The sequence below is a fragment of the Pseudomonas fluorescens genome (assembly GCF_001307275.1).
In the GTDB taxonomy this organism is placed as follows: domain Bacteria; phylum Pseudomonadota; class Gammaproteobacteria; order Pseudomonadales; family Pseudomonadaceae; genus Aquipseudomonas; species Aquipseudomonas fluorescens_AA.
This window is the reverse complement of the sequence record NZ_CP012831.1, coordinates 6,083,116-6,102,707: the sequence shown is the minus strand read 5'-3', so window position 1 is coordinate 6,102,707 and position 19,592 is coordinate 6,083,116. Positions and strand designations below refer to the sequence as shown.

At 61.7% G+C, this 19,592-nt stretch carries 16 protein-coding genes; 11 read left to right on the top strand and 5 right to left on the bottom strand.

Features of this window, described 5'->3' with window-relative positions; all coding sequences use genetic code 11:
- Positions 1-61: 61 nt before the first annotated feature.
- Both AO356_RS26820 and AO356_RS26815 read right to left on the bottom strand, forming a co-directional pair.
- On the bottom strand, positions 62-466 hold the full coding sequence (locus AO356_RS26820) for a RidA family protein (RefSeq protein WP_060742368.1): 405 nt from the start codon (positions 464-466) through the stop codon (positions 62-64).
- Entirely contained in the window at positions 456-1,592 is a 1,137-nt protein-coding gene (locus AO356_RS26815; RefSeq protein ID WP_060742367.1) for a DSD1 family PLP-dependent enzyme, read from the bottom strand. Before AO356_RS26815 ends, AO356_RS26820 begins: the two co-directional genes overlap by 11 nt.
- A gap of 96 nt (positions 1,593-1,688) precedes the next feature.
- Here AO356_RS26815 and AO356_RS26810 point away from each other — a divergent pair, with 96 nt between their 5' ends.
- From AO356_RS26810 to AO356_RS26760, 11 genes are all read left to right on the top strand, one after another.
- Positions 1,689-2,573, top strand: a complete 885-nt coding sequence (locus AO356_RS26810) for a LysR family transcriptional regulator (RefSeq protein ID WP_060742366.1) — start codon at positions 1,689-1,691, stop codon at positions 2,571-2,573.
- Between the two features lie 464 nt (positions 2,574-3,037).
- Entirely contained in the window at positions 3,038-4,363 is a 1,326-nt protein-coding gene (locus AO356_RS26805; RefSeq protein ID WP_060742365.1) for an NAD(P)/FAD-dependent oxidoreductase, read from the top strand.
- Between the two features lie 357 nt (positions 4,364-4,720).
- Positions 4,721-5,389, top strand: coding sequence for a haloacid dehalogenase type II (locus AO356_RS26800; RefSeq protein WP_060742364.1), 669 nt, complete (start codon positions 4,721-4,723; stop codon positions 5,387-5,389).
- Positions 5,390-5,425: 36 nt separating this feature from the next.
- On the top strand, positions 5,426-6,700 hold the full coding sequence (locus AO356_RS26795; protein WP_060742363.1) for an NAD(P)/FAD-dependent oxidoreductase: 1,275 nt from the start codon (positions 5,426-5,428) through the stop codon (positions 6,698-6,700).
- Positions 6,701-6,783: 83 nt separating this feature from the next.
- Complete coding sequence (locus tag AO356_RS26790) at positions 6,784-8,427, top strand: ABC transporter substrate-binding protein (protein ID WP_060742362.1); 1,644 nt, start codon at positions 6,784-6,786, stop codon at positions 8,425-8,427.
- 40 nt (positions 8,428-8,467) lie between these two features.
- Positions 8,468-9,424: an ABC transporter permease gene (locus AO356_RS26785; protein WP_060743220.1), complete on the top strand. Its 957-nt coding sequence runs from the start codon at positions 8,468-8,470 to the stop codon at positions 9,422-9,424.
- The gene (locus AO356_RS26780; protein ID WP_053121195.1) at positions 9,421-10,296 is read left to right on the top strand and encodes an ABC transporter permease; all 876 of its coding nucleotides are present in this window, start codon (positions 9,421-9,423) and stop codon (positions 10,294-10,296) included. The genes AO356_RS26785 and AO356_RS26780 overlap by 4 nt, the downstream gene beginning before the upstream one ends.
- A 1-nt stretch (position 10,297) precedes the next feature.
- Complete coding sequence (locus tag AO356_RS26775; RefSeq protein WP_060742361.1) at positions 10,298-12,139, top strand: ABC transporter ATP-binding protein; 1,842 nt, start codon at positions 10,298-10,300, stop codon at positions 12,137-12,139.
- Positions 12,140-12,209: 70 nt separating this feature from the next.
- The gene (gene argE, locus AO356_RS26770) at positions 12,210-13,367 is read left to right on the top strand and encodes an acetylornithine deacetylase (protein WP_060742360.1); all 1,158 of its coding nucleotides are present in this window, start codon (positions 12,210-12,212) and stop codon (positions 13,365-13,367) included.
- A 217-nt stretch (positions 13,368-13,584) separates the two neighbouring features.
- On the top strand, positions 13,585-15,042 hold the full coding sequence (locus AO356_RS26765) for an NAD-dependent succinate-semialdehyde dehydrogenase (RefSeq protein WP_060742359.1): 1,458 nt from the start codon (positions 13,585-13,587) through the stop codon (positions 15,040-15,042).
- A gap of 34 nt (positions 15,043-15,076) precedes the next feature.
- Complete coding sequence (locus tag AO356_RS26760) at positions 15,077-16,156, top strand: tartrate dehydrogenase (RefSeq protein WP_060742358.1); 1,080 nt, start codon at positions 15,077-15,079, stop codon at positions 16,154-16,156.
- A 614-nt stretch (positions 16,157-16,770) separates the two neighbouring features.
- Here the strand turns inward: AO356_RS26760 and AO356_RS26755 are convergent.
- The 3 genes from AO356_RS26755 to AO356_RS26745 form a co-directional block, all read right to left on the bottom strand.
- Positions 16,771-17,478: a cupin domain-containing protein gene (locus AO356_RS26755; protein WP_060742357.1), complete on the bottom strand. Its 708-nt coding sequence runs from the start codon at positions 17,476-17,478 to the stop codon at positions 16,771-16,773.
- A 47-nt stretch (positions 17,479-17,525) separates the two neighbouring features.
- Positions 17,526-18,383 carry a GNAT family N-acetyltransferase gene (locus tag AO356_RS26750; RefSeq protein WP_060742356.1) on the bottom strand — a complete coding sequence of 286 codons (858 nt, stop codon included), beginning with the start codon at positions 18,381-18,383 and terminating at the stop codon, positions 17,526-17,528.
- A gap of 226 nt (positions 18,384-18,609) precedes the next feature.
- Positions 18,610-19,536 (bottom strand): 2-hydroxyacid dehydrogenase, encoded by a 927-nt coding sequence (locus AO356_RS26745; RefSeq protein WP_060742355.1) that lies wholly within the window; start codon positions 19,534-19,536, stop codon positions 18,610-18,612.
- Positions 19,537-19,592: the final 56 nt, after the last annotated feature.

Here is a 19,592-nt window from a genome sequence, read left to right as displayed (position 1 = left end):
AAGATGCCGTTGTTCAAGTGCGCAAAGGAGAATCTGCCGTATCTGCCGGGCTAACTTGGCATTACCCCGTGGCGAGGGCCATCGCTTCGATTTCGATCAGGTAGCCATGATGCAAGGCCGGAACAGGTACCACCGCTCGCGCTGGCCGATGCTCTCCCAGGTAACGGGCGTAGATTTGATCGAACGCAGGCCAGTGCTCGATACCTGCGACATAGACCGTGACCTTCAGCAGGTCGCGAGTGCTCCGGCCTGCTGCACCGAGGATCGCCACCAGGTTATCGAGGGCGATGGCGGCCTGGACCTCAAACGATTGGTCGGCACTGTGGACGCCGTCGGCGCGTATGGGCAGTTGCCCGGACACATACAGAACGCCCTGGTGCACCACCGCCTGGGCGTAATGCCCACCCGGCGCCGCGGCGTTGGCCGTGCTGATCAACTGGATCGCACCTGTTTGATTACCAGCCATGCAAGCGACTCCAGGTGTGCACGCCACCCTCGGCGTCAACCGCGTGATAGTCCGGGAATTGCGCGCCTGTGGCACAGGCATGGTTGGGCAGGATGCGCAGGCGGCTACCGATGGGAAAACGCGCGGTGATGTCGACACCCTCGGCCATTTCAAGCGAGACAATGCCGTGCTCCTGATTGGCTCCCGTGAGCAACGCGCCCTCGATCCAATCGCCGGCTTCGGTGCAAACCTGGCCATAACCAAAGTCCCGCTGCTGACGCTGCGTGCCGCGGTCACGGCTCATGGCCATCCAACCGGCATCGGTGATGATCCAGCCTTTGTCTTTCTGATGACCGATGACGGTGGTCAGCACGCTCAGCGCCAACTCGTCGGCCTGGCAGACACCGATGTTGTGCATCACCAGATCGAAGAACACATAGACACCGGCGCGCACTTCAGTGACGCCTTCCAGGTTCAGTGCCGACAAGGCCGTAGGCGTCGAGCCGATGCTGACCTCCGGGCAGGCGAACCCGGCTTCGCGCAGTCGTTGGGCCGCTTTGACGCAAAGAGCGCGTTCCTGTTCGGCCAGGGCTTGCAGCGCTTCAGGGGTGTCGAGTTCATAGCTTGATCCGGCATGGGTCATCACCCCGCGAAGCGGCATGCCACCCTCGTTGAGTATCCGTGCGACTTCAAGAAGTGAATCGTCTTCGACGTGCAGGCCGGATCGATGGCCGTCGCAGTCAATCTCGATCCAGACGTCGAAACGTTCGTTGTGTTGCTGGCCAAAGGCGACGATGGCCTGGGCAGCGGCAAGGCTATCCGTGAGGAGGCTCAACTGGCAGCCTTGGCGCCGCAGCAGCAAGGCCTGGGGCAGCTTGCCTGGCGCGATGGCGACGGCATAGAAGACGTCACGAATGCCCTCCGCGAAACAGTACTGGGCTTCCTTCAAGGTCGAAACCGTGACGCCGCTGGCACCCGAAGCGAGCTGCGCCTGGATCACGGGGAGGCATTTACTGGTTTTGATATGCGGGCGCAAACGCACACCCAAGGCATCCATGCGTTGTTGCATGCGCTGGATATTGTGCTGCATGCGCGGCACATCCACGAGCGCGGCGGGGGTATCGAGGGCGGCAAGAGAAGCTGACATAAGGAGGACTCGAATGACTGGGTACAGGGCCCACTCTACAAAGCGGTCGTGAAGGTGTGCTTCAATGAGGCGTCATCAATCATTAAGTAGAATTGAATGATCTCCATCGAGGACCTACGTCTGGCCGTGACGCTGGCGCGCGCCGAATCGTTGAGCGCCGCCGCCAGAATCCTGAATGTCTCACCTCCTGCGCTGTCCATGCGCCTGCGCAAATTGGAGACGCTACTCGGCCTGACGCTGGCCAACCGCGATGCCCGGCGCCTGAGTCTCACCGCCGATGGCGAGCGTTTCTCCCGGGAAAGCGCGCGTTTGCTGGAGCAGTTGGAAGCGCTCCCGGAGTCCTTCAAGCAACGAGACGAGCAGTTGGTTGGCACGCTCAGGCTGGCGGCGCCGTTCGGCTATGGGCGGCAACGCATTGCACCGCTGTTGGCGCGTTTCGCCAGGTTGCACCCTCAGTTGTGCCTGCACCTGGATTTACGCGAAACGCCATGGCCGGATCGCCATGACAGCGACGCGGTGATCCACATCGGTCACCTCAATGACAGCCTGTGGGTCGCCAGGCTCCTCACGTCAAATGACCGATGGTTGTGCGCAAGCCCTGCCTATCTGGAGCAGCACGGCACGCCATCGTCGCCTGAGCAACTTGCCGGGCACCGCTGCATTTGCATTCGTGAAAATGATGAAGATGTCACGCTGTGGCACCTGCGCAAGGGGCAGGGGCGTAAAACCCTGCGCATCGAGCCCGCGATGTTGAGCAACGATGGCAGTGTGGCTCGACGCTGGGCCGAGCAAGGCCTGGGGCTGGTGCTGCGTTCGCAATGGGATGTCAGTGACGCCATTGCCGACAAGCGTCTGGTTCGGGTGCTGGCGGATTGGCAATTCGACAGTGCGCCGATCAACCTGTTGGTGCCTTCACGAAAACTGCGTAGCCCGCGTGTGCAGGCTTTGGTGGCGTTTCTGGAAGAAGCATTGAAAGCATGATCAGCGAACTGCTCGCGAAGGTGGCTTCATAGTCAATGAGGCGTTGAATGTGCAGGCCTCATCGCGAGCAAGCTCGCTCCCACAGGGGGGCTAAGCACATATTTTTGTCTGCCGAACATCCAATGTGGGAGCGAGCTTGCTCGCGATAGCGGTGGTCCAGCTAAATAAATGCCGGGACGTGCCCCGCCAAACAGATAAGCAAAACCTCCAATCCGAAGCGCTCCGCAAAGTCTGCTGAACACATCCCGCAAAACGGTGGTTTGTACCAGGCGACCTATACTTTTAACCGTTTATGCACGGTTTCTTGGTGTTGTAATAACACCATGATTCAGCGTGGCACTGATGCTTCCACAACGGAGTAGCGGCTTGCCCTGGTCGCCACCCTCAGTGCATGGCCGATGCACCCGCGACCACCTGAAGAAGTCGTACCTTCAAATCCCCCGGCCTTCATGGACATCCCTAAAATGCCAGCACCGTTAATTTCCGTAGAGACGAATTCTGAGCTTCCAACGCACGCTGATGTTGTCGTGATCGGCGGCGGCATTATCGGATCCTTCACGGCCTATTACCTGGCCAAGCGCGGCATGAAGGTCGCGCTGGTGGAAAAAGGCCGTGTGGGTGCGGAGCAATCGAGTCGAAACTGGGGCTGGTGCCGTCAACAGAATCGAGACGCTCGTGAACTGCCGCTGTCGACCAAGAGCCTTGACCTTTGGGAGCAGTTCGCAGCGGAGACCGGTGAGGACACAGGTTTCAGAAGGTGTGGCTTGCTCTACCTGAGCAACAACGAGAAAGAGCTGGCCGGTTGGGCGAAATGGGGGGAGTTTGCCCGTACCGTCAATGTGAAAACCCACATGCTGACGGCGGAGCAGGCCGCTCAACATGGCCGGGTCACCGGCAAGCCCTGGAAAGGCGGGGTCTTTTCACCTACCGACGGCACGGCAGACCCATCCCGCGCCGCCCCGGCGGTCGCACGGGCCATCATTAAACTGGGCGGTACGGTGCACCAAGGCTGCGCCGCCCGTGGCCTCGAGACCGAGGGTGGCCGGTTGTCTGCCGTCGTCACCGAGAAGGGCACCATTCGCACCAAGCTCGCGGTGCTCGCCGGTGGCGCATGGGCGTCCTCTTTTTGCCGTCAGTACGGCATCCGGTTTCCCCAGGCGTCCATTCGCCAGACGATACTGTCGGTTTCCAAAGGTGCCCAAGAGATACCGGACGCGCTCCACACGGATGAAGTCTCCATGACCCGTCGCTCCGATGGCGGGATCACGCTGGCCATCAGTGGCCGAGGACGTGTCGACCCTACCTTGCAATTGCTGCGTTTCGCTCCGCAGTTCCTGCCGATGTTCCAGCGCCGCTGGCGCAAGCTGGCTCCCGGTGGCCTGGAGGGTTTTCAATCGGGGCACGAGGGCTTGGGTCGCTGGCGGTTGGACCAGCCGACGCCGATGGAGCGCATGCGAATTCTGGATCCCAAGGCAGACGCCTCGACGGTCGAGTTGACTTACAAGCGCGCGGTAGACCTGATCCCGATGCTGAAAACCTCGTCGGTCACCGCAGCCTGGGCAGGTTATGTGGACAGCACGCCTGACGGCGTCCCGGGCATCGGCGAGATGGCGAGCCTGCCTGGCCTGGTGCTGGCGGCGGGGTTCAGTGGCCATGGTTTCGGCATCGGCCCGGGTGCGGGCCATTTGATCGCCGACATTGTCTGTGACATGCCCCCGCTGGTTGATCCGCGCCCCTATCACCCGGACCGTTTTCAATCTTCGGCCTGGGGCAAGGTCGCGGAGTTCTGAGGCGCAGGAAACTCACCCGCAAAACAATGAACGGGCGCATCCTCAGGGGATGCGCCCGTTTTCATTTGCAGGCGCAGATTCTGCCGCTTGTGGGGGGTTCCAGCGGTTTTTTACGCACCATAAACGGCCGTAAATGCCTTGAAAACGGCGCAAATGCCCGGCCATGGCGCATCCCGCACAGTCTGCTGAGCAGGCCCCGAAAAACGGTGGTTTGTGCCAAGGGACCTATACTTTTAACCGTTTATGCACGGTCTCATGATGCTGTAATAAATCCGTGATGCAGCGTTGCACCCAGGCTTTCGGAACGGCGCAACCGCTTGCCCCTCATGACCTCAACCATCACTCAGGACTGCACTCATGAGCTTCCTTCGCCCCAAGTACATTACCTTCGACTGCTACGGCACGTTGACCAACTTTCAGATGGGGACCATGACGCGCGAACTGTTCGCCGATCGGGTCCCTGCCGAGCAGATGGACCAGTTCGTCAAGGATTTCTCGGCCTATCGCCTGGACCAGGTGATGGGTGACTGGCGGCCCTATGATGAAATCCTCAAGACTGCCCTGGCCCGGGTCTGCAAGCGTTGGGGTGTCGAGTACAAAGGCGAAGGTCAGCTCTACTACGATGCCGTCCCGACCTGGGGGCCCCATGCCGACGTACCGGCCGGCCTGTCGAAAATCGCCGACAAGATTCCCCTGGTGATTTTCTCCAACGCGATGGACGAGCAGATCATGTCCAACGTCGACAAGCTCGGTGCACCGTTCCATAAAGTCTTCACGGCTCAACAAGCCCAAGCCTACAAGCCGCGCCTGGCGGCCTTCGAATTCATGCTCGATAACCTCGGCTGCGGGCCGGAGGATGTCCTGCACGTGTCCTCGAGCTTCCGTTATGACCTGATGTCGGCCCACGACATGAAGATCAAGCACAAAGCGTTCGTGGCCCGTGGTCATGAACTGCCTGGAAACGCTGGCTACAACTACCACCAGATCCCGGACATCGGCGGATTGGCCGGCCTGGTCGGTCTCTGAGTCTTTGGACACTCTTCAAGGCATAAGGGGTTAGACATGGGCAGTGAGTCTTATTGGCTCGATACCGCACCGGCATTTACCGGTGCCCAGCTCGGTGCGTTGCCCGGGCAGGTCGATGTGGCCATCGTCGGTGGTGGTTTCACTGGCCTGGCCGCGGCCCGGGCCCTGGCCTTGAAGGGGGCCAATGTAGCGGTGCTGGAAGGCGGGCGGGTCATTGGCGAGGCGTCGGGGCGCAATGGCGGCCAGTGCAATACCGGCGTGGCCCAGGACTACGCGGCCCTGAGCGCCAGCCTCGGTGCCGATAAAGCCCGCGCCTATTACCAGGCTTACGAAAGTGCCGTGCAGAGCGTCGTCTCGCTGGTGGAGCAGGAGCAGATCGCCTGCAACTTCACGCGCAACGGCAAGCTCAAGCTGGCGGCCAAGCCCATGCATTACGAAGGTTTGGCACGCACCTGCGAGTTGATTCGGCGTGAGGTCGATGCCGAGGTCGAATTGTTGTCTGCACAAGAGACCCGCGCAGAGGTCAACTCGGCCCAGTTCCATGGTGGCTTGTTGCAGCGCAACGGCGTGCAGATGCACGTCGGGCGCTTCGGGGTCGGGTTGGCCGAGGCCGCCGCCCGTCACGGCGCCTTGATTTTCCAGGGCGTGTCCGTCACGGACTGGAAAGCCAGTGCCGGCGGCTACCGGGTCAATACCACCAAGGGATCGCTACAGGCCACGCAGGTCCTGCTGGCCACCGGCACCTCTCAGCAGGGTGGGTTGGGCTGGTATCGGCGGCGGATCGTGCCGGTGGGCAGTTTCGTGATCGCCACCGAGGTGTTGCCACAGGCGCTGATCGACAGCTTGCTGCCGGCACACCGTTCCTATGTCACCAGCCGCATGATCGGTAACTACTTTCGCCTGACTCCGGACAACCGTCTGCTGTTTGGCGGGCGGGCACGGTTTGCCATGTCTGACAGCGTGTCCGATGCCAAGAGCGGCAAAGTCTTGCACGCGGCGATGGTGCAGATGTTCCCGCAACTGGCCCAGGTGAAGGTCGATTACTGCTGGGGCGGATTGGTGGACATGACCTCCGATCGGCTGCCCCGGGCCGGCCAGCACGGCGGGGTTTATCACTCCATGGGCTACAGCGGCCATGGTGTGCAGATGTCGGTGCACATGGGGCAAGTCATGGCCGACGTCATGGCGGGCAAGGTCGAGGCCAACCCTTGGCGCGAACTCGATTGGCCGGCGATCCCCGGTCATTTTGGCAAGCCCTGGTTTTTGCCTCTGGTCGGTGCGTACTACCGCCTTCAAGACTATTTGCACTGAGTTGCGGGAGACGCTTCACGTTTCAACACATTGCGTTAATCGCGAGCAATCGAGCCTTATCATTTCCGAAAGGTAGAACTGACATGACTGACAAAAAAAACAGTATCGACACCCAGCTGATAACAGGTACGGAAAGTCTGCGCATTTTCGAAGGGCTCAATCGCGGCATGTCACGCCGCAATGCATTGCAAATGCTGGGATTGGCCGGAGTGGCCGTGGCGGGCGCGGGCAGCCTGTTCGGCGCCGCCGGCAAGCTGTTCGCCGATGAGGAGGCCGCCCCTGGCAAAGGCAAGCCTGGCGGGCGCATTCGCGTCGCCGGCTCGACCAGTTCCACCGCCGACACCCTCGATCCGGCCAAAGGTTCATCGTCCACCGATTATGTGCGCCATTACATGTTCTATAACGGGCTGACGCGGTTCGACAGCCACATGGTGCCGCAGCTGGAACTGGCCGAGCGTATCGACACCACCGACGCCACGCTTTGGGTGATCAGCCTGCGCAAGGAAGTGACCTTCCACAATGGCAAGGCCCTGACCGCCGCCGACGTGGTGTTTTCGCTGCTGCGGCACAAGGACCCGATCACCGGTTCCAAGGTCCTGCCGCTGGCGTCGCAGTTCGCCGAAGTCAAAGCCGTTGGCACCCACGAAGTGCAGATACAGTTGAGCGGTCCCAACGCTGAGCTGCCGTCGATCCTGGCCGTCTCCCACATGTTGATCGTTCCCGAGGGCACCAGCGATTTCAGCCAGGGCATCGGTACCGGTCCGTTCAAGGTCAAGGAGTTCAAGCCCGGGGTGCGCTCCATTGGTGTGCGCAATACCAACTACTGGAAACCCGGCTTGCCGTACCTGGACGAGATCGAATTCATCGGCATTGCCGACGAATCGTCACGGATCAACGCCCTGTTGTCGGGGGACGTGCACATCGTCAACGAGGTCAACCCACGCTCGACGACTCGCATCAAGGCCAGCGCCAAGCACCAGGTCATCGATTCACCGTCGGGCAACTACACTGACCTGATCATCCGTCAGGACCAGATGCCGGGCCAAAGCCCGGAATTCACCCAGGCCATGAAGTTGCTGCTGGACCGCGAACAGATCAAGTCGGCGATCTTCCGCGGCTACGCCAGGGTCGGCAACGATCATCCGATCGCACCCGGGGCACGTTTCCACAATGCCGAGTTGCCACAACGGGCCTACGATCCGGAACAGGCCAAGTTCCTGCTCAAGAAGGCCGGCATGCAAGACATCAGCATGCCGCTGATGTGCTCGCCAGCGGCGACCGGCTCGGTGGACGTCGCGGTATTGCTGCAGCAGTCCGCCAAGGAGGCGGGACTCAAGCTCAACGTCAACCGCCTGCCGAGCGATGGCTACTGGTCCAACCATTGGGCCAAGCACCCACTGAGCTTCGGCAACATCAACCCGCGGCCCAATGCCGACATGCTGTTCTCGCAGTTCTTCCAGTCGAGCGCACCGTGGAATGAATCCGGTTGGAAAAACGAACAGTTCGACCAGTTGTTGGTGCAGGCCCGAGGTGAAACCGACGAGGCCAAGCGCGGCAAGATGTACGGCGACATGCAAGTGCTGGTACATGAGCACTGTGGCATCGGCGTACCGGTATTCATCAGCAACATCGATGGCGCCGATCAGCGCGTAAAGGGCTACGGCGCCAACCCCCTGGGCGGTTTCATGGGCTACATGTTTGCCGAGCAAGTCTGGCTGGACGCCTGATGACCGTCGGGTTTGGGCCATATTGCATGAGGGTCGGATGATGAACAGCAACACACTCTGGTTGATCGGCCGCCGCCTGGGGGCGGCGGTCGTGACCTTGTTGATTGTCTCCATGGTGGTATTCGCCATCACGGCAGTGCTGCCGGGGGACGCCGCGCAACAGGCGCTGGGGCAGTTCGCCACGCCGGAACAGGTGGCGGCCCTGCGGATGAAAATGGGGTTGGACCAGCCCGGTGTGTTGCGTTACCTGCATTGGCTGACGAGCCTGCTCAGCGGTGACTTGGGGATGTCGATGTCCAATGCCATGCCGGTCGTCGACTTGATGGCCGGCCGGGTCCCCAACACCTTGATGCTGGCGGCTGCCACGGCGTTGGTATCGGTGCCTGTGGCCTTGACCCTGGGTATCGGTTCGGCGATGGGACGAGGCGGGCGTATCGACAGCTTCCTGAGCTTCTTCACCTTGACCATGGTGGCGGTGCCGGAGTTTCTGGTCGCCACCTTGGCGGTGCTGATATTCGCGGTGAACCTGGGCTGGTTGTCGGCACTGTCCTATGCCAGTGACATCACCTCACCCTGGCAATTCATGCGCACCTACGCCTTGCCGGTGATGACGCTGTGCTGCGTGATTGTCGCGCAAATGTCGCGCATGACCCGGGCGGCGGTGATCGATCAACTCGACAGCCCTTACGTGGAAATGGCCCGGCTCAAGGGCGTCAGCAATATCCGGATCGTCCTGCGGCATGCCTTGCCCAATGCCATTGGCCCCATCGCCAATGCCATCGCCCTGAGCCTGTCCTATCTGTTGGGCGGGGTGGTGATCGTGGAAACGATCTTCAACTACCCCGGCATCGCCAGCCTGATGGTCGATGCCGTGACCAACCGCGACATGGCCCTGGTCCAGGCCTGCACCATGTTGTTTTGTACGGCGTACCTGGCGTTGGTGTTGATTGCCGACCTGTGCGCGATCCTTTCCAACCCGAGGCTGAGAAACCAATGAACAACCTCATTGTGAAGTCCCCGACGGCGGCCGTTGCGCTGGGGCTGGGCAAAGACGCCCACGCAAAGTCCTGGCTTGGCCTGGTCGGTGCCGCGATGTGTGTGATCTGGTTGCTGGTGGCCATCTTCGGTCCGTGGCTGGCGCCGCATCCGGTGGGAGAGGTGGTCTCTGACAACGTCTTCGACAGCCTCAGCGCGACATACCCGTTTGGCACCGATTACCTGGGCCGCGACATGCTCAGCCGGATCCTTGTCGGCGCACGCTTCACCGTCGGCCTGGCGTTGGTGGCCGCGGTGTTGTCCAGCACCCTGGGAACCAGTCTGGCGCTGCTGTCGGTGGTGTCGCCAAAGTGGCTGGATGAACTGATCAGTCGCCTGATGGACGCGTTCATCTCGATCCCCAGCAAGATGTTGGCGCTGATCATGGTCTCGGCCTTCGGCTCCTCGGTCACCTTGCTGATCTGCACGGCGGTGTTGAGCTACACCCCCGGCGCTTTCCGCATCGCCCGCAGCATGGCGGTGAATATCGAAGCCCTGGAATACGTGCAAGTGGCCCGTACCCGTGGCGAGCGCCGGCTGTACATCGCTTGTGTGGAAATCCTGCCGAACATACTCAACCCGGTGCTGGCGGACCTGGGCCTGCGCTTTGGTTTTATCGTGTTGCTGCTCAGTGGCATGAGTTTCCTGGGACTGGGCGTGCAACCGCCGGATGCCGACCTGGGCTCGCTGGTGCGCGAGAACATCGGCGGCCTCAATCAGGGGGCGCCGGCCATTGTGATTCCGGCCCTGGCCATCGGCACCCTGACCATCGGTGTGAATCTGTTCATCGACCGGTTGTCGTCGCGACGTAGCCGACGTTCGGGAGGTCATTGAAATGAGCGAATTGATTCGAGTACAGGACCTGCGCGTGGTCGCCTGTGGCGAACAGGGTGAAGTGGACATCGTCAAGGGGGTCAGCTTTTCCCTGCAAAAAGGCGAAGTGTTGGCGTTGATCGGTGAGTCCGGTTCCGGCAAGACCACCATTGCCCTGGCGCTGCTCGGTTATGCCCGGCGCGGTTGTCGCCTGGCGGGCGGCGTGGTGCAAATCGGCGAGCATGACATGCTGGCGTTGAGCGAAAGCCAGTTGCAGAAGTTGCGGGGCAACCGGGTGTCCTATATCGCCCAGAGCGCCGCAGCGGCATTCAATCCGGCGAAAAAGCTGATCGACCAAGTGGTGGAGGGCGCTCTGATCCACGGCCTGGGTAGTCGGGCGGCGCTTGAAGCCAAGGCTATCGAGTTGTTCCGCGACCTGGCCCTGCCAGACCCTGAGCGTATCGGCCAGCGCTACCCCCATCAGGTGTCCGGCGGGCAACTGCAACGGGTGATGGCGGCCATGGCGCTGATCAGCGATCCGTTGCTGGTGGTGCTCGACGAGCCGACCACGGCCCTTGATGTGACCACCCAGATCGATGTACTGCGGGCCTTCAAGCGAGTGGTCCGTGAACGTGGGGCCACGGCCGTCTATGTGTCTCACGATCTGGCGGTGGTGGCGCAGATGGCTGACCAGATCGTGGTGCTCAATGGCGGCGAAATCTTCGAACACAGCGCCACGGCACCGTTGCTCAAGGGCCCGGCCCACAAATACACCCGCAGCTTGCTGGCGGCGGCGCGACCGGACACGACGATCCGTCCGCCGAGCGACATCGCCCAAGAGACACCGTTGCTGACCATCCAGGGGCTCACCGCTGGCTATGGCAACAAAAATGCCCAGGGCATGCCAGCGATTCGCGTGCTGGAAGACATTGACCTGACGGTTCGCAGAGGCCAGGCCATCGGCGTCATCGGTGAGTCGGGTTCCGGCAAATCGACCCTGGCACGGGTCGTGGCCGGATTGCTGGTACCGGCCCTTGGCGGGTTGACCTTCGATGGCCAACCCCTGGGGGGCAGCCTGTCGTCGCGCACCCCCGAGCAGTTTCGACGTATTCAAATGGTCTTCCAGAATGCCGACACCGCGCTCAACCCGATGCACAGCGTCAGCACGATCCTGAGCCGCCCGCTGAAGATGTATTTCGGCCTCAAGGGCGCGGCTTTGCGCGAGCGTATCGGCGAATTGCTGGACCTGGTGCGTTTGCCGCGGGCGATGGCGCAGCGGCGTCCGAACGAACTGTCCGGCGGGCAGAAGCAACGGGTCAACCTGGCCCGGGCCTTGGCGGCCAAGCCGGACCTGATTCTCTGCGACGAGGTGACCTCGGCGCTGGATACCGTGGTCGGTGCGGCGATTCTCGAACTGCTGCGCGATCTGCGCCAGCAACTGGGGGTGTCCTATCTGTTCATCAGCCACGACATCTCCACCGTGCGCGCCCTGTGTGACGACATCGTGGTGATGTACAGCGGCCACAAGATCCAGGCCGGAACGCGCCAATCCTATGCGCAGGCACCGTTCCATCCGTATACCGACCTGCTGATCCATTCCGTACCGGAACTGCGCCAGGGCTGGCTGGAAACCTGTGGGGCCACGACCTGCCAGACGCTGCCGGCCATTGGCCCTAAAGCCAACGTGCCCGACCTGTGCACCTTCCTCAGTCGCTGCCCGGTGCGGGTCGACGGCTTGTGCAATTGCGTCGCGCCGCAGCGGCGGATGATTGTGGGCGGCAGTGAAATCCTCTGCCACCACGACAGTGCGGAACTGATGAAGACCCAGCAGTTCAACAACATGACCGTAGCGGCGTATGCATGAACCGGCGTTTCGTCAGGCTGGTCGACATCAAGCGCTTCTTCTTTTCAGTCGAGCAACGGAGCAAGGCCTCATGAAACCCCGCGTGTTGGACATTCTCAAACGGCTGATGGCCTTCGATACCGTCTCTTCGGAATCGAACATGGCCTTGATCGAGTACGTACGCGACCTGCTGCTGACCAAGGGCATCGAGTCCCTGATCGTCCAGGATGAAAGCGGCAAGAAAGCCAATCTGTTTGCCAGCACCGGGCCACGGGACGTGCCGGGGATCCTGCTGTCCGGGCATACCGACGTGGTGCCGGCGGCGGGGCAGGCCTGGACCTTTCCTGCCTTCGAGGCGACGGTGCAGGACGGGCGGATTTATGGCCGTGGCAGTTGCGACATGAAGGGTTTTATCGCACTGGCTGTCGACGCAATGCTCGAGGCCACCGAGCAGCCATTGAGCCGGCCATTGCAATTGGCCCTGTCCCATGACGAAGAGATCGGTTGCGTGGGGGTGCGTCGTTTGCTCGATGTGCTGCACCTGGCACCGGTCCGGCCGTTTCTGTGCGTCATCGGCGAGCCAACCAATATGCAGTTCGTACTCGGGCACAAGGGCAAGGGTTCCTACCGTACTTACTGTCGCGGCCTGGAAGCGCATTCCTCCCTGGCACCGCGCTCGGTCAATGCGATTCACGTGGCCTGCGATTTCATTGCCGCGCTGCGCCTGAGCCAGCAGCAGTTGCAAGAGCAGGGCGCCCGGGATACCGATTACGACGTGCCCTACAGCACCGTGCATGTTGGACAGATTGTCGGCGGCAAGGCGCTGAACATCGTGCCCAACTTGTGCACCCTGGACTTCGAAGTGCGTAACTTGCCGGCGGACGACCTGGACGGGTTCCTGGAGCAGATGCGTGAGCGAGCCGAACTGATCGTCGGCGAAGCCAGGAAGCTCTCCAGCGTGGCCGCTATCGAAATCGAGACACTGAATGTCTACCCGGGCCTCGATACCCACCCGAGCGTCGAAGCGGTGCGCTTCCTGAAAAACTTTGCCGCCCCGGACACCGGCACGGCCAAGGTCTCATTCGGCACCGAGGGCGGATTGTTCAAACAACGCCTGGATGTGCCGGTGGTGGTCTGCGGGCCAGGCTCGATAGAACAGGCGCACAAGCCTGACGAGTTCATCGAGATCAGCCAGATGGACGCTGGCGAGCGCTTCCTGCAAGGGTTAGTGGGCTCAATGCACCGCTAGTATTCCGTCTGCCTGATTGAACATTCCCTCACCACGCCTGCAACCCCGTGCGTTTCATCACCTGATCGAGGCGCACGGCGATCAATCCCCACCCACGGTAGAGCATGCCGCCGAAGGCTGATTTTCAGCATTCACGACTGTAGGGCCGGCGTTTTCAGCATCCTCGTCCAGGGCGAAACAATAGACTGAAGGCTGTCTCAAAACAGGACCCGACACCATGCTCAAGAATCGCCTGAAAGACCCCAGCTTGCTGGTAGAACGCGCTTACATCGACGGTCAGTGGGTCGGCGCCGACAACGCCGCGACCGTGGACGTTATCAACCCGGCCACCGGCGAAGTGCTCGCCAGGGTCCCCGCGATACAAGGCAGTGAAACCCGGCGCGCCGTCGAAGCCGCCGACCGTGCCTGGCCGGCCTGGCGTGCACGTCCGGCGGCAGAGCGGGCGGCGCTGCTGGATCGCTGGTATCAGGCCATGATCGACAACCTCGATGACCTGGCGTTGATCCTGACCTGCGAACAGGGCAAGCCGCTGGCGGAAGCCCAGGGCGAAATTCGCTACGGTGCCAGCTTCGTCAAATGGTTCGCCGAAGAAGCCCGACGGGTCTACGGTGAAACCATCCAGGCCCCCAGCGGTGATCGCCGCTTGCTGACCCTCAAGCAACCGGTCGGTGTTTGCGCCGCGATCACCCCATGGAACTTCCCCAACGCGATGATCACCCGCAAGTGCGCACCCGCCCTGGCCGCCGGCTGCACGATCGTGGTCAAGCCGTCGGACCTGACCCCGCTGTCAGCCCTGGCACTGGCGGTGTTGGCCGAGCGGGTCGGCATTCCCGCCGGGGTGTTCAACGTCGTGACCGGCATGCCCGCCGGCATTGGTGAAGAACTGACCGGCAACCCGACCGTGCGCAAGCTGTCTTTCACCGGGTCCACGGCGGTCGGTCGCCTGCTGATGCGCCAGAGCGCCGAACACATCAAGCGCTTGAGCCTGGAGCTGGGCGGTAACGCGCCGTTCATCGTGTTCGACGACGCGGACCTGGAGCAGGCCGTGACCGGCATCATGCTCAGCAAATTCCGCAACGCCGGGCAGACCTGCGTCTGCGCCAACCGGATCCTGGTGCAGGATGGGATCTACGAGCGCTTCGCCCAGCGCCTGGTGGAGGAGGTGGGCAAGCTCAAGGTCGGCGATGGCCTGGATGCCGGCGTAAACATAGGCCCACTGATCAATACGGCGGCGGTCAGCAAGGTCGCTCGACATATCGACGAGGCCTTGAGTCAGGGCGCTCGTCTACTCTGTGGTGAAATCCCCAAGGGCGACAGCCAGTTCGTCCAGCCGACGGTGCTCGGTGAGGCCCATGCCGGAATGCTGCTGGCCAATGAAGAGACCTTCGGTCCCGTTGCGCCGTTGATGCGTTTCAGCACCGAAGAAGAGGCGCTGGCCTCGGCCAACGCAACGCCTTACGGCTTGGCCGCCTATTTCTTCACCCAGGACTTGCGCCGCTCATGGCGGTTTGGCGAGGCGCTGGAGTTCGGCATGGTCGGGCTCAATACCGGGCTCATTTCCATGGACGTCGCTCCCTTTGGCGGTATCAAGCAATCGGGGCTGGGGCGTGAAGGCAGCAAATATGGCCTGGACGAGTTCCTTGAAGTCAAAGCCTTCCACATGGGTGGCTTGTGATCCGGTCAGCATTTGAAGAGAGGAGGCACGGTTGATGAGCAAACCATTCAGAATCGCTGCGATTGCCGGCGACGGCATCGGTAAGGAAGTCTTGCCGGAAGGGCTGCGGGTATTGGAGCAGGCCGCGAAGAAATGGCAATTGGATTTGAGCATCGAAGTGCTCGACTGGGCTCACTGCGATTATTACCTGGAACACGGGCAGATGATGCCCGCCGACTGGTTTGCGCAGCTCAAGGACTTCGACGCGATCTACTTTGGCGCCGTGGGCTGGCCGGACAAGGTGCCTGATCACATTTCCCTGTGGGGGTCGCTGCTGAAGTTTCGCCGGGACTTCGACCAATACGTGAACATCCGGCCGGTGCGGCTGTTTCCCGGTGTACCGTGCCCGCTGGCCGGACGCGAAGCCGGGGACATCGACTTCGTGGTGATCCGCGAAAACACCGAGGGCGAGTATTCCTCGATCGGCGGCAAGATGTTCGAAGGCACCGAACATGAGTTCGTGCTGCAGGAGTCGGTGTTCACTCGCCGCGGCGTGGACCGGATTCTCAAGTTCGCTTTCGACCTGGCCCAGACCCGGCCGCGCAAACGCCTGACCGCGGCGACCAAGTCCAACGGCATCTCCATCAGCATGCCGTACTGGGACGAACGCACCGCGCTCATGGCGCAGCAGTACCCGGACGTCACCTGGGACAAGCAACACATCGATATCCTCTGCGCGCGCTTCGTGCTTCAACCCGACCGTTTCGATGTGGTCGTGGCGTCGAATCTGTTCGGCGACATCCTGTCCGACCTGGGCCCTGCCTGCGCCGGCACCATCGGCATCGCCCCTTCGGCCAACCTCGACCCGGAGCGCCGTTTTCCCTCGTTGTTCGAACCGGTCCATGGCTCGGCGCCGGATATCTATGGACGGAACATCGCCAACCCGATTGCGATGATCTGGTCCGGCGCCTTGATGCTGGACTTCCTCGGCAATGGCGATGAGCGCTACCGTGCGGCCCATGATGGAATTCTCAGGGCCATCGAGCAGGTGATCGCCGAGGGGCCGATCACACCTGATCTAGGCGGGCAGGGCTCGACCCAGGATGTGGGTCAGGCTATTGCGATGGCGCTTTGAACTGAGCATCGCGAGCAAGCTCGCTCCCACATTGGATTTTCAGAGGCCACAGACCTCATGTACACCGCGCTCCCCTTGTGGGAGCGAGCTTGCTCGCGATGGCGTTGTGTCAGTCGACATCATCATTGCTGACGGTCCGCCATCGCGAGCAAGCTCAGCTCCCACAAGGGATTACGGGCGGATGCTGAATCTGTGGGCACCGAAGAACCCATGTGGGAGCCGAGCTCGCTCGCGATGAGGCCAGCAAGCCCAGCACCCATGTGACCGGACCACCGCCACCGCGAGCAAGCTCGCTCCCACATTGGATTTCCAGAAGCCACAGACCTCATGTACACCGCGCTCCCCTTGTGGGAGCGAGCTTGCTCGCGATGGCGTTGTGTCAGTCGACATCATCATTGCTGACGATCTGCTATCGCGAGCAAGCTCAGCTCCCACAAGGGATTGCGGGCGGATGCTGAATCTGTGGGCACCGAAGAACCTATGTGGGAGCCGAGCTCGCTCGCGATGGGGCCAGCAAGCCCAGCACCCATGTGACCGGACCACCGCCATCGCGAGCAAGCTCGCTCCCACAGGGGGAGCGCGGCCTCACCAACCCCAAAAGGCCCCGCCAGACATCATTTGCAGACGTAGAACTTGCGCACATAGACGCTGCTCTTCCAGGCGCAGGGGGCGCCTCGCGGCACGAACACCGTATCGCCCGTGTTGACCGCCAGTTCGGAACCATCGGCGTTCTGGAGAATGATGCTGCCCTCGATCAGGTGCATCAGCTCATGCATCGTGTGTGGCCGCGCCTTGCGGGTATAGGGTGTCGAGTCCCAGATGCCGATACGCAGGTTGGTCGCGTCCTCGACGAACACGTTGTTCGAGCGACATTGCGGTGTCGGGCTCAGCAGGAACTCTTCACTCGGCGGCGTCGAAGGGGAGAGCAGGGTGTATGGGGGGAGGGCGGTCAGTCCGACAGTGCCGGTTTCAACGGGCTGGGTATCGGCACAGAATGCCCAGAACGAGCCAGGTAGCGCGTCGATCTGAACCGGTGTGCCACGGGCGATCACGGCGCTGTCACCCGGATTGAGTTCGAGCGCGTGATCCTGGCTCTGCAAGATGACGCGTCCCGCGTGAACCACGATCGTTTCACTGTAGGGGTACCGATTGCTGCTGAATTGTCCGCTCGCCTGGACGACGCCGGCAGCAATGTCATCGGTCCCGACATAAGCGATCTGTCGCTCGAAAGGATCGTTGGCGCCCAATGAGCCGCAGGTGAATGCTGTTGACGCGGGAGTGCCGTTGGCATGTGCGAGCAGCACGGCGGTGGGTTCTAGCATGAGGGTGTTACTCCGGGAGAGTGGATAGTGTCGCTGTGAGTGGGGCGTCAGCCGATAGCCTGGGTCACCAGCGCAAACTGATGTACGCCATCGCGGGCCTGGGGTGGGGCCCCACGAACCATTTGTGCGACGGTGTCGACCTGTTTCAGCCCGGCTTCTTCCAGCCAGGAACCGAGCCCGCTGTCGGGCAGTACATCCATGCGTACGAAAGCATCCGGCACTTGAGCCAACAACACCGCGATCAGGTGCTTGGCCTGCTCTGGATTTTCCGCAACGACCGGGCCGATGTAACGACCACGACCGAAGGAACGCAGGAGGGCGAACGCTCGCAATTGCCCCTCACGCTCGATCCCCACGACGTCTTCGACACTCTCGAACAGATCGTTGAGCACGGCATGCCTGTCCAGGCCGCTGCCAGCGTTGGCGAGTTCGATCACGTCGTTTCGATCGGCTTCGGTCAGGTGGCGCAAGCGCTCACCGGGTGGCAGGTCACTGGGGGCAGGGGGCGATACGTTTCCTTGGTGTTGTTGGATATGCCCAAAGTCGACGAATCCCTGGCTGACATAAAGAGGCGCGCCGGCCAGCGTCGCATTGAGCATGGGGGTCTGCGAGCCGCAGGCCTGGAGTGCCAGCTCCATCAGTTTGCGACCGATGCCCTGGCCCTGGTACTCATCGCTGACGATCACCAGGCCGATCGTGGCGTAGTCACCCTGTGGGCAGGTGAACGCCGTACCGATCAGGCGGCCTTCGTCCTCTGCGACAAAACCCTGCGAGACACGCTGCAGCATGGCCCAGTCTTCCAGGCGGTGGGGCCACTTCAACTGCACGGACAACGCATGAGCCGATGTCACATCGGCAGGCGTCATGGGGCGATAGGTACAGGCGGGGCGTTGCGTGTTGGACATGACAGATCTCCATGGACAGGGAGCGTGACCGGTCGGATTTCTCCGCTGAAAGTGTTGGTATCTCACCTGCCACCAGGCCTGACAAGAGGCGGACATTGATTCGGTAGATTGCATAAGTTGCGGCTTCGCGCACCGCAGTTATTGCTCAAATCGGGAGCAGGCTCAGCAGCAAATATCAGCGGATTTTTCGTCGGTGTTTTTCTCGTAGGTGCATGACACGCGCGGGTCAATAACGTCGCTGAGGGTCAATCTGGCCGAGCATCGATTCGCCGCGCTGATGGCGGCGGATATTGTCCAGCAACACGCCAAAGGCACTTTCGGGTTGGGTCATCGCCGCGATATGCGGCGTCAGTAATATTTGTGGATGCTGCCAGAACGGGTGATCCGATGCTGCCGGTTCCTGTTGCAATACGTCGAGCACCGCGGCACTGAGCTGGCCGCTGGCCAGGGCGTCGAGCAGATCCTCTTCTATCAGGTGCCCGCCGCGACCCATGTTGACCAGGGCAGCCCCCTTGGGCAGGTGTTGGAACAACTGGCGGTTGAGAATCCCTTTGGTCTGCTCGGTCAATGGCAAGACACACAACACGATGTCGCATTGGCCGAGGAACGCCGGGAGCTGTGCGTCACCGGCAAAGCAATCCACCCCGGCGATGCGGTGTTCGCTGCGTGCCCAACCTGATAAGGCGAAGCCAAAGGTCTGCAAGGTGGCCAGGATCTGCCGGGCCTGCATGCCTAGCCCCATGACACCGACCCGACGTTGGGCCGCCGGCTGCAGCAAGTGCGCCTGCCAGCACCGGGCGACCTGTTGCTGGCGATAACGGAGCATGTCCCGGTGCAGGCTGAGCACGGCGAAACTGGCGTACTCGCACATGCCCCGGGTGATGCCGGGGTCGAGTAGCCGGACCACCGGCAGGGACGTGGGCAGGCGATCAAGGTCAAGTTGGTCGACCCCGGCCGACAAGGCGAACAGCACCTCCAGGTTTGGCAGCAATGTTTCGAGGTCGTCCGGCGCCTGCCAGGCGGCGAGGTAGCGAATATCCTTCGGATCGCCGATGTCCGGCCAGGCACGCCATTCGATATCCGGCGCGTGCTCGGCGAATAGACGCTTCCATTGTTCGCCGCGTACCGGGTCGGCTTTATAAAGCAGGGCCATGGGTCACTTCTCGTTACTGGATAGGGAACCTCCAGCATGCCCGAGTGGCAAAGCAG

Coding starts and splice junctions, on each gene's coding strand:
- AO356_RS26820 (WP_060742368.1), bottom strand. CDS start 466: ATGGCTGGTAATCAAACAGGTGCGATCCAGTTGATCAGCACGGCCAAC.
- AO356_RS26815 (WP_060742367.1), bottom strand. CDS start 1,592: ATGTCAGCTTCTCTTGCCGCCCTCGATACCCCCGCCGCGCTCGTGGAT.
- AO356_RS26810 (WP_060742366.1), top strand. CDS start 1,689: ATGATCTCCATCGAGGACCTACGTCTGGCCGTGACGCTGGCGCGCGCC.
- AO356_RS26805 (WP_060742365.1), top strand. CDS start 3,038: ATGCCAGCACCGTTAATTTCCGTAGAGACGAATTCTGAGCTTCCAACG.
- AO356_RS26800 (WP_060742364.1), top strand. CDS start 4,721: ATGAGCTTCCTTCGCCCCAAGTACATTACCTTCGACTGCTACGGCACG.
- AO356_RS26795 (WP_060742363.1), top strand. CDS start 5,426: ATGGGCAGTGAGTCTTATTGGCTCGATACCGCACCGGCATTTACCGGT.
- AO356_RS26790 (WP_060742362.1), top strand. CDS start 6,784: ATGACTGACAAAAAAAACAGTATCGACACCCAGCTGATAACAGGTACG.
- AO356_RS26785 (WP_060743220.1), top strand. CDS start 8,468: ATGAACAGCAACACACTCTGGTTGATCGGCCGCCGCCTGGGGGCGGCG.
- AO356_RS26780 (WP_053121195.1), top strand. CDS start 9,421: ATGAACAACCTCATTGTGAAGTCCCCGACGGCGGCCGTTGCGCTGGGG.
- AO356_RS26775 (WP_060742361.1), top strand. CDS start 10,298: ATGAGCGAATTGATTCGAGTACAGGACCTGCGCGTGGTCGCCTGTGGC.
- argE (WP_060742360.1), top strand. CDS start 12,210: ATGAAACCCCGCGTGTTGGACATTCTCAAACGGCTGATGGCCTTCGAT.
- AO356_RS26765 (WP_060742359.1), top strand. CDS start 13,585: ATGCTCAAGAATCGCCTGAAAGACCCCAGCTTGCTGGTAGAACGCGCT.
- AO356_RS26760 (WP_060742358.1), top strand. CDS start 15,077: ATGAGCAAACCATTCAGAATCGCTGCGATTGCCGGCGACGGCATCGGT.
- AO356_RS26755 (WP_060742357.1), bottom strand. CDS start 17,478: ATGCTAGAACCCACCGCCGTGCTGCTCGCACATGCCAACGGCACTCCC.
- AO356_RS26750 (WP_060742356.1), bottom strand. CDS start 18,383: ATGTCCAACACGCAACGCCCCGCCTGTACCTATCGCCCCATGACGCCT.
- AO356_RS26745 (WP_060742355.1), bottom strand. CDS start 19,536: ATGGCCCTGCTTTATAAAGCCGACCCGGTACGCGGCGAACAATGGAAG.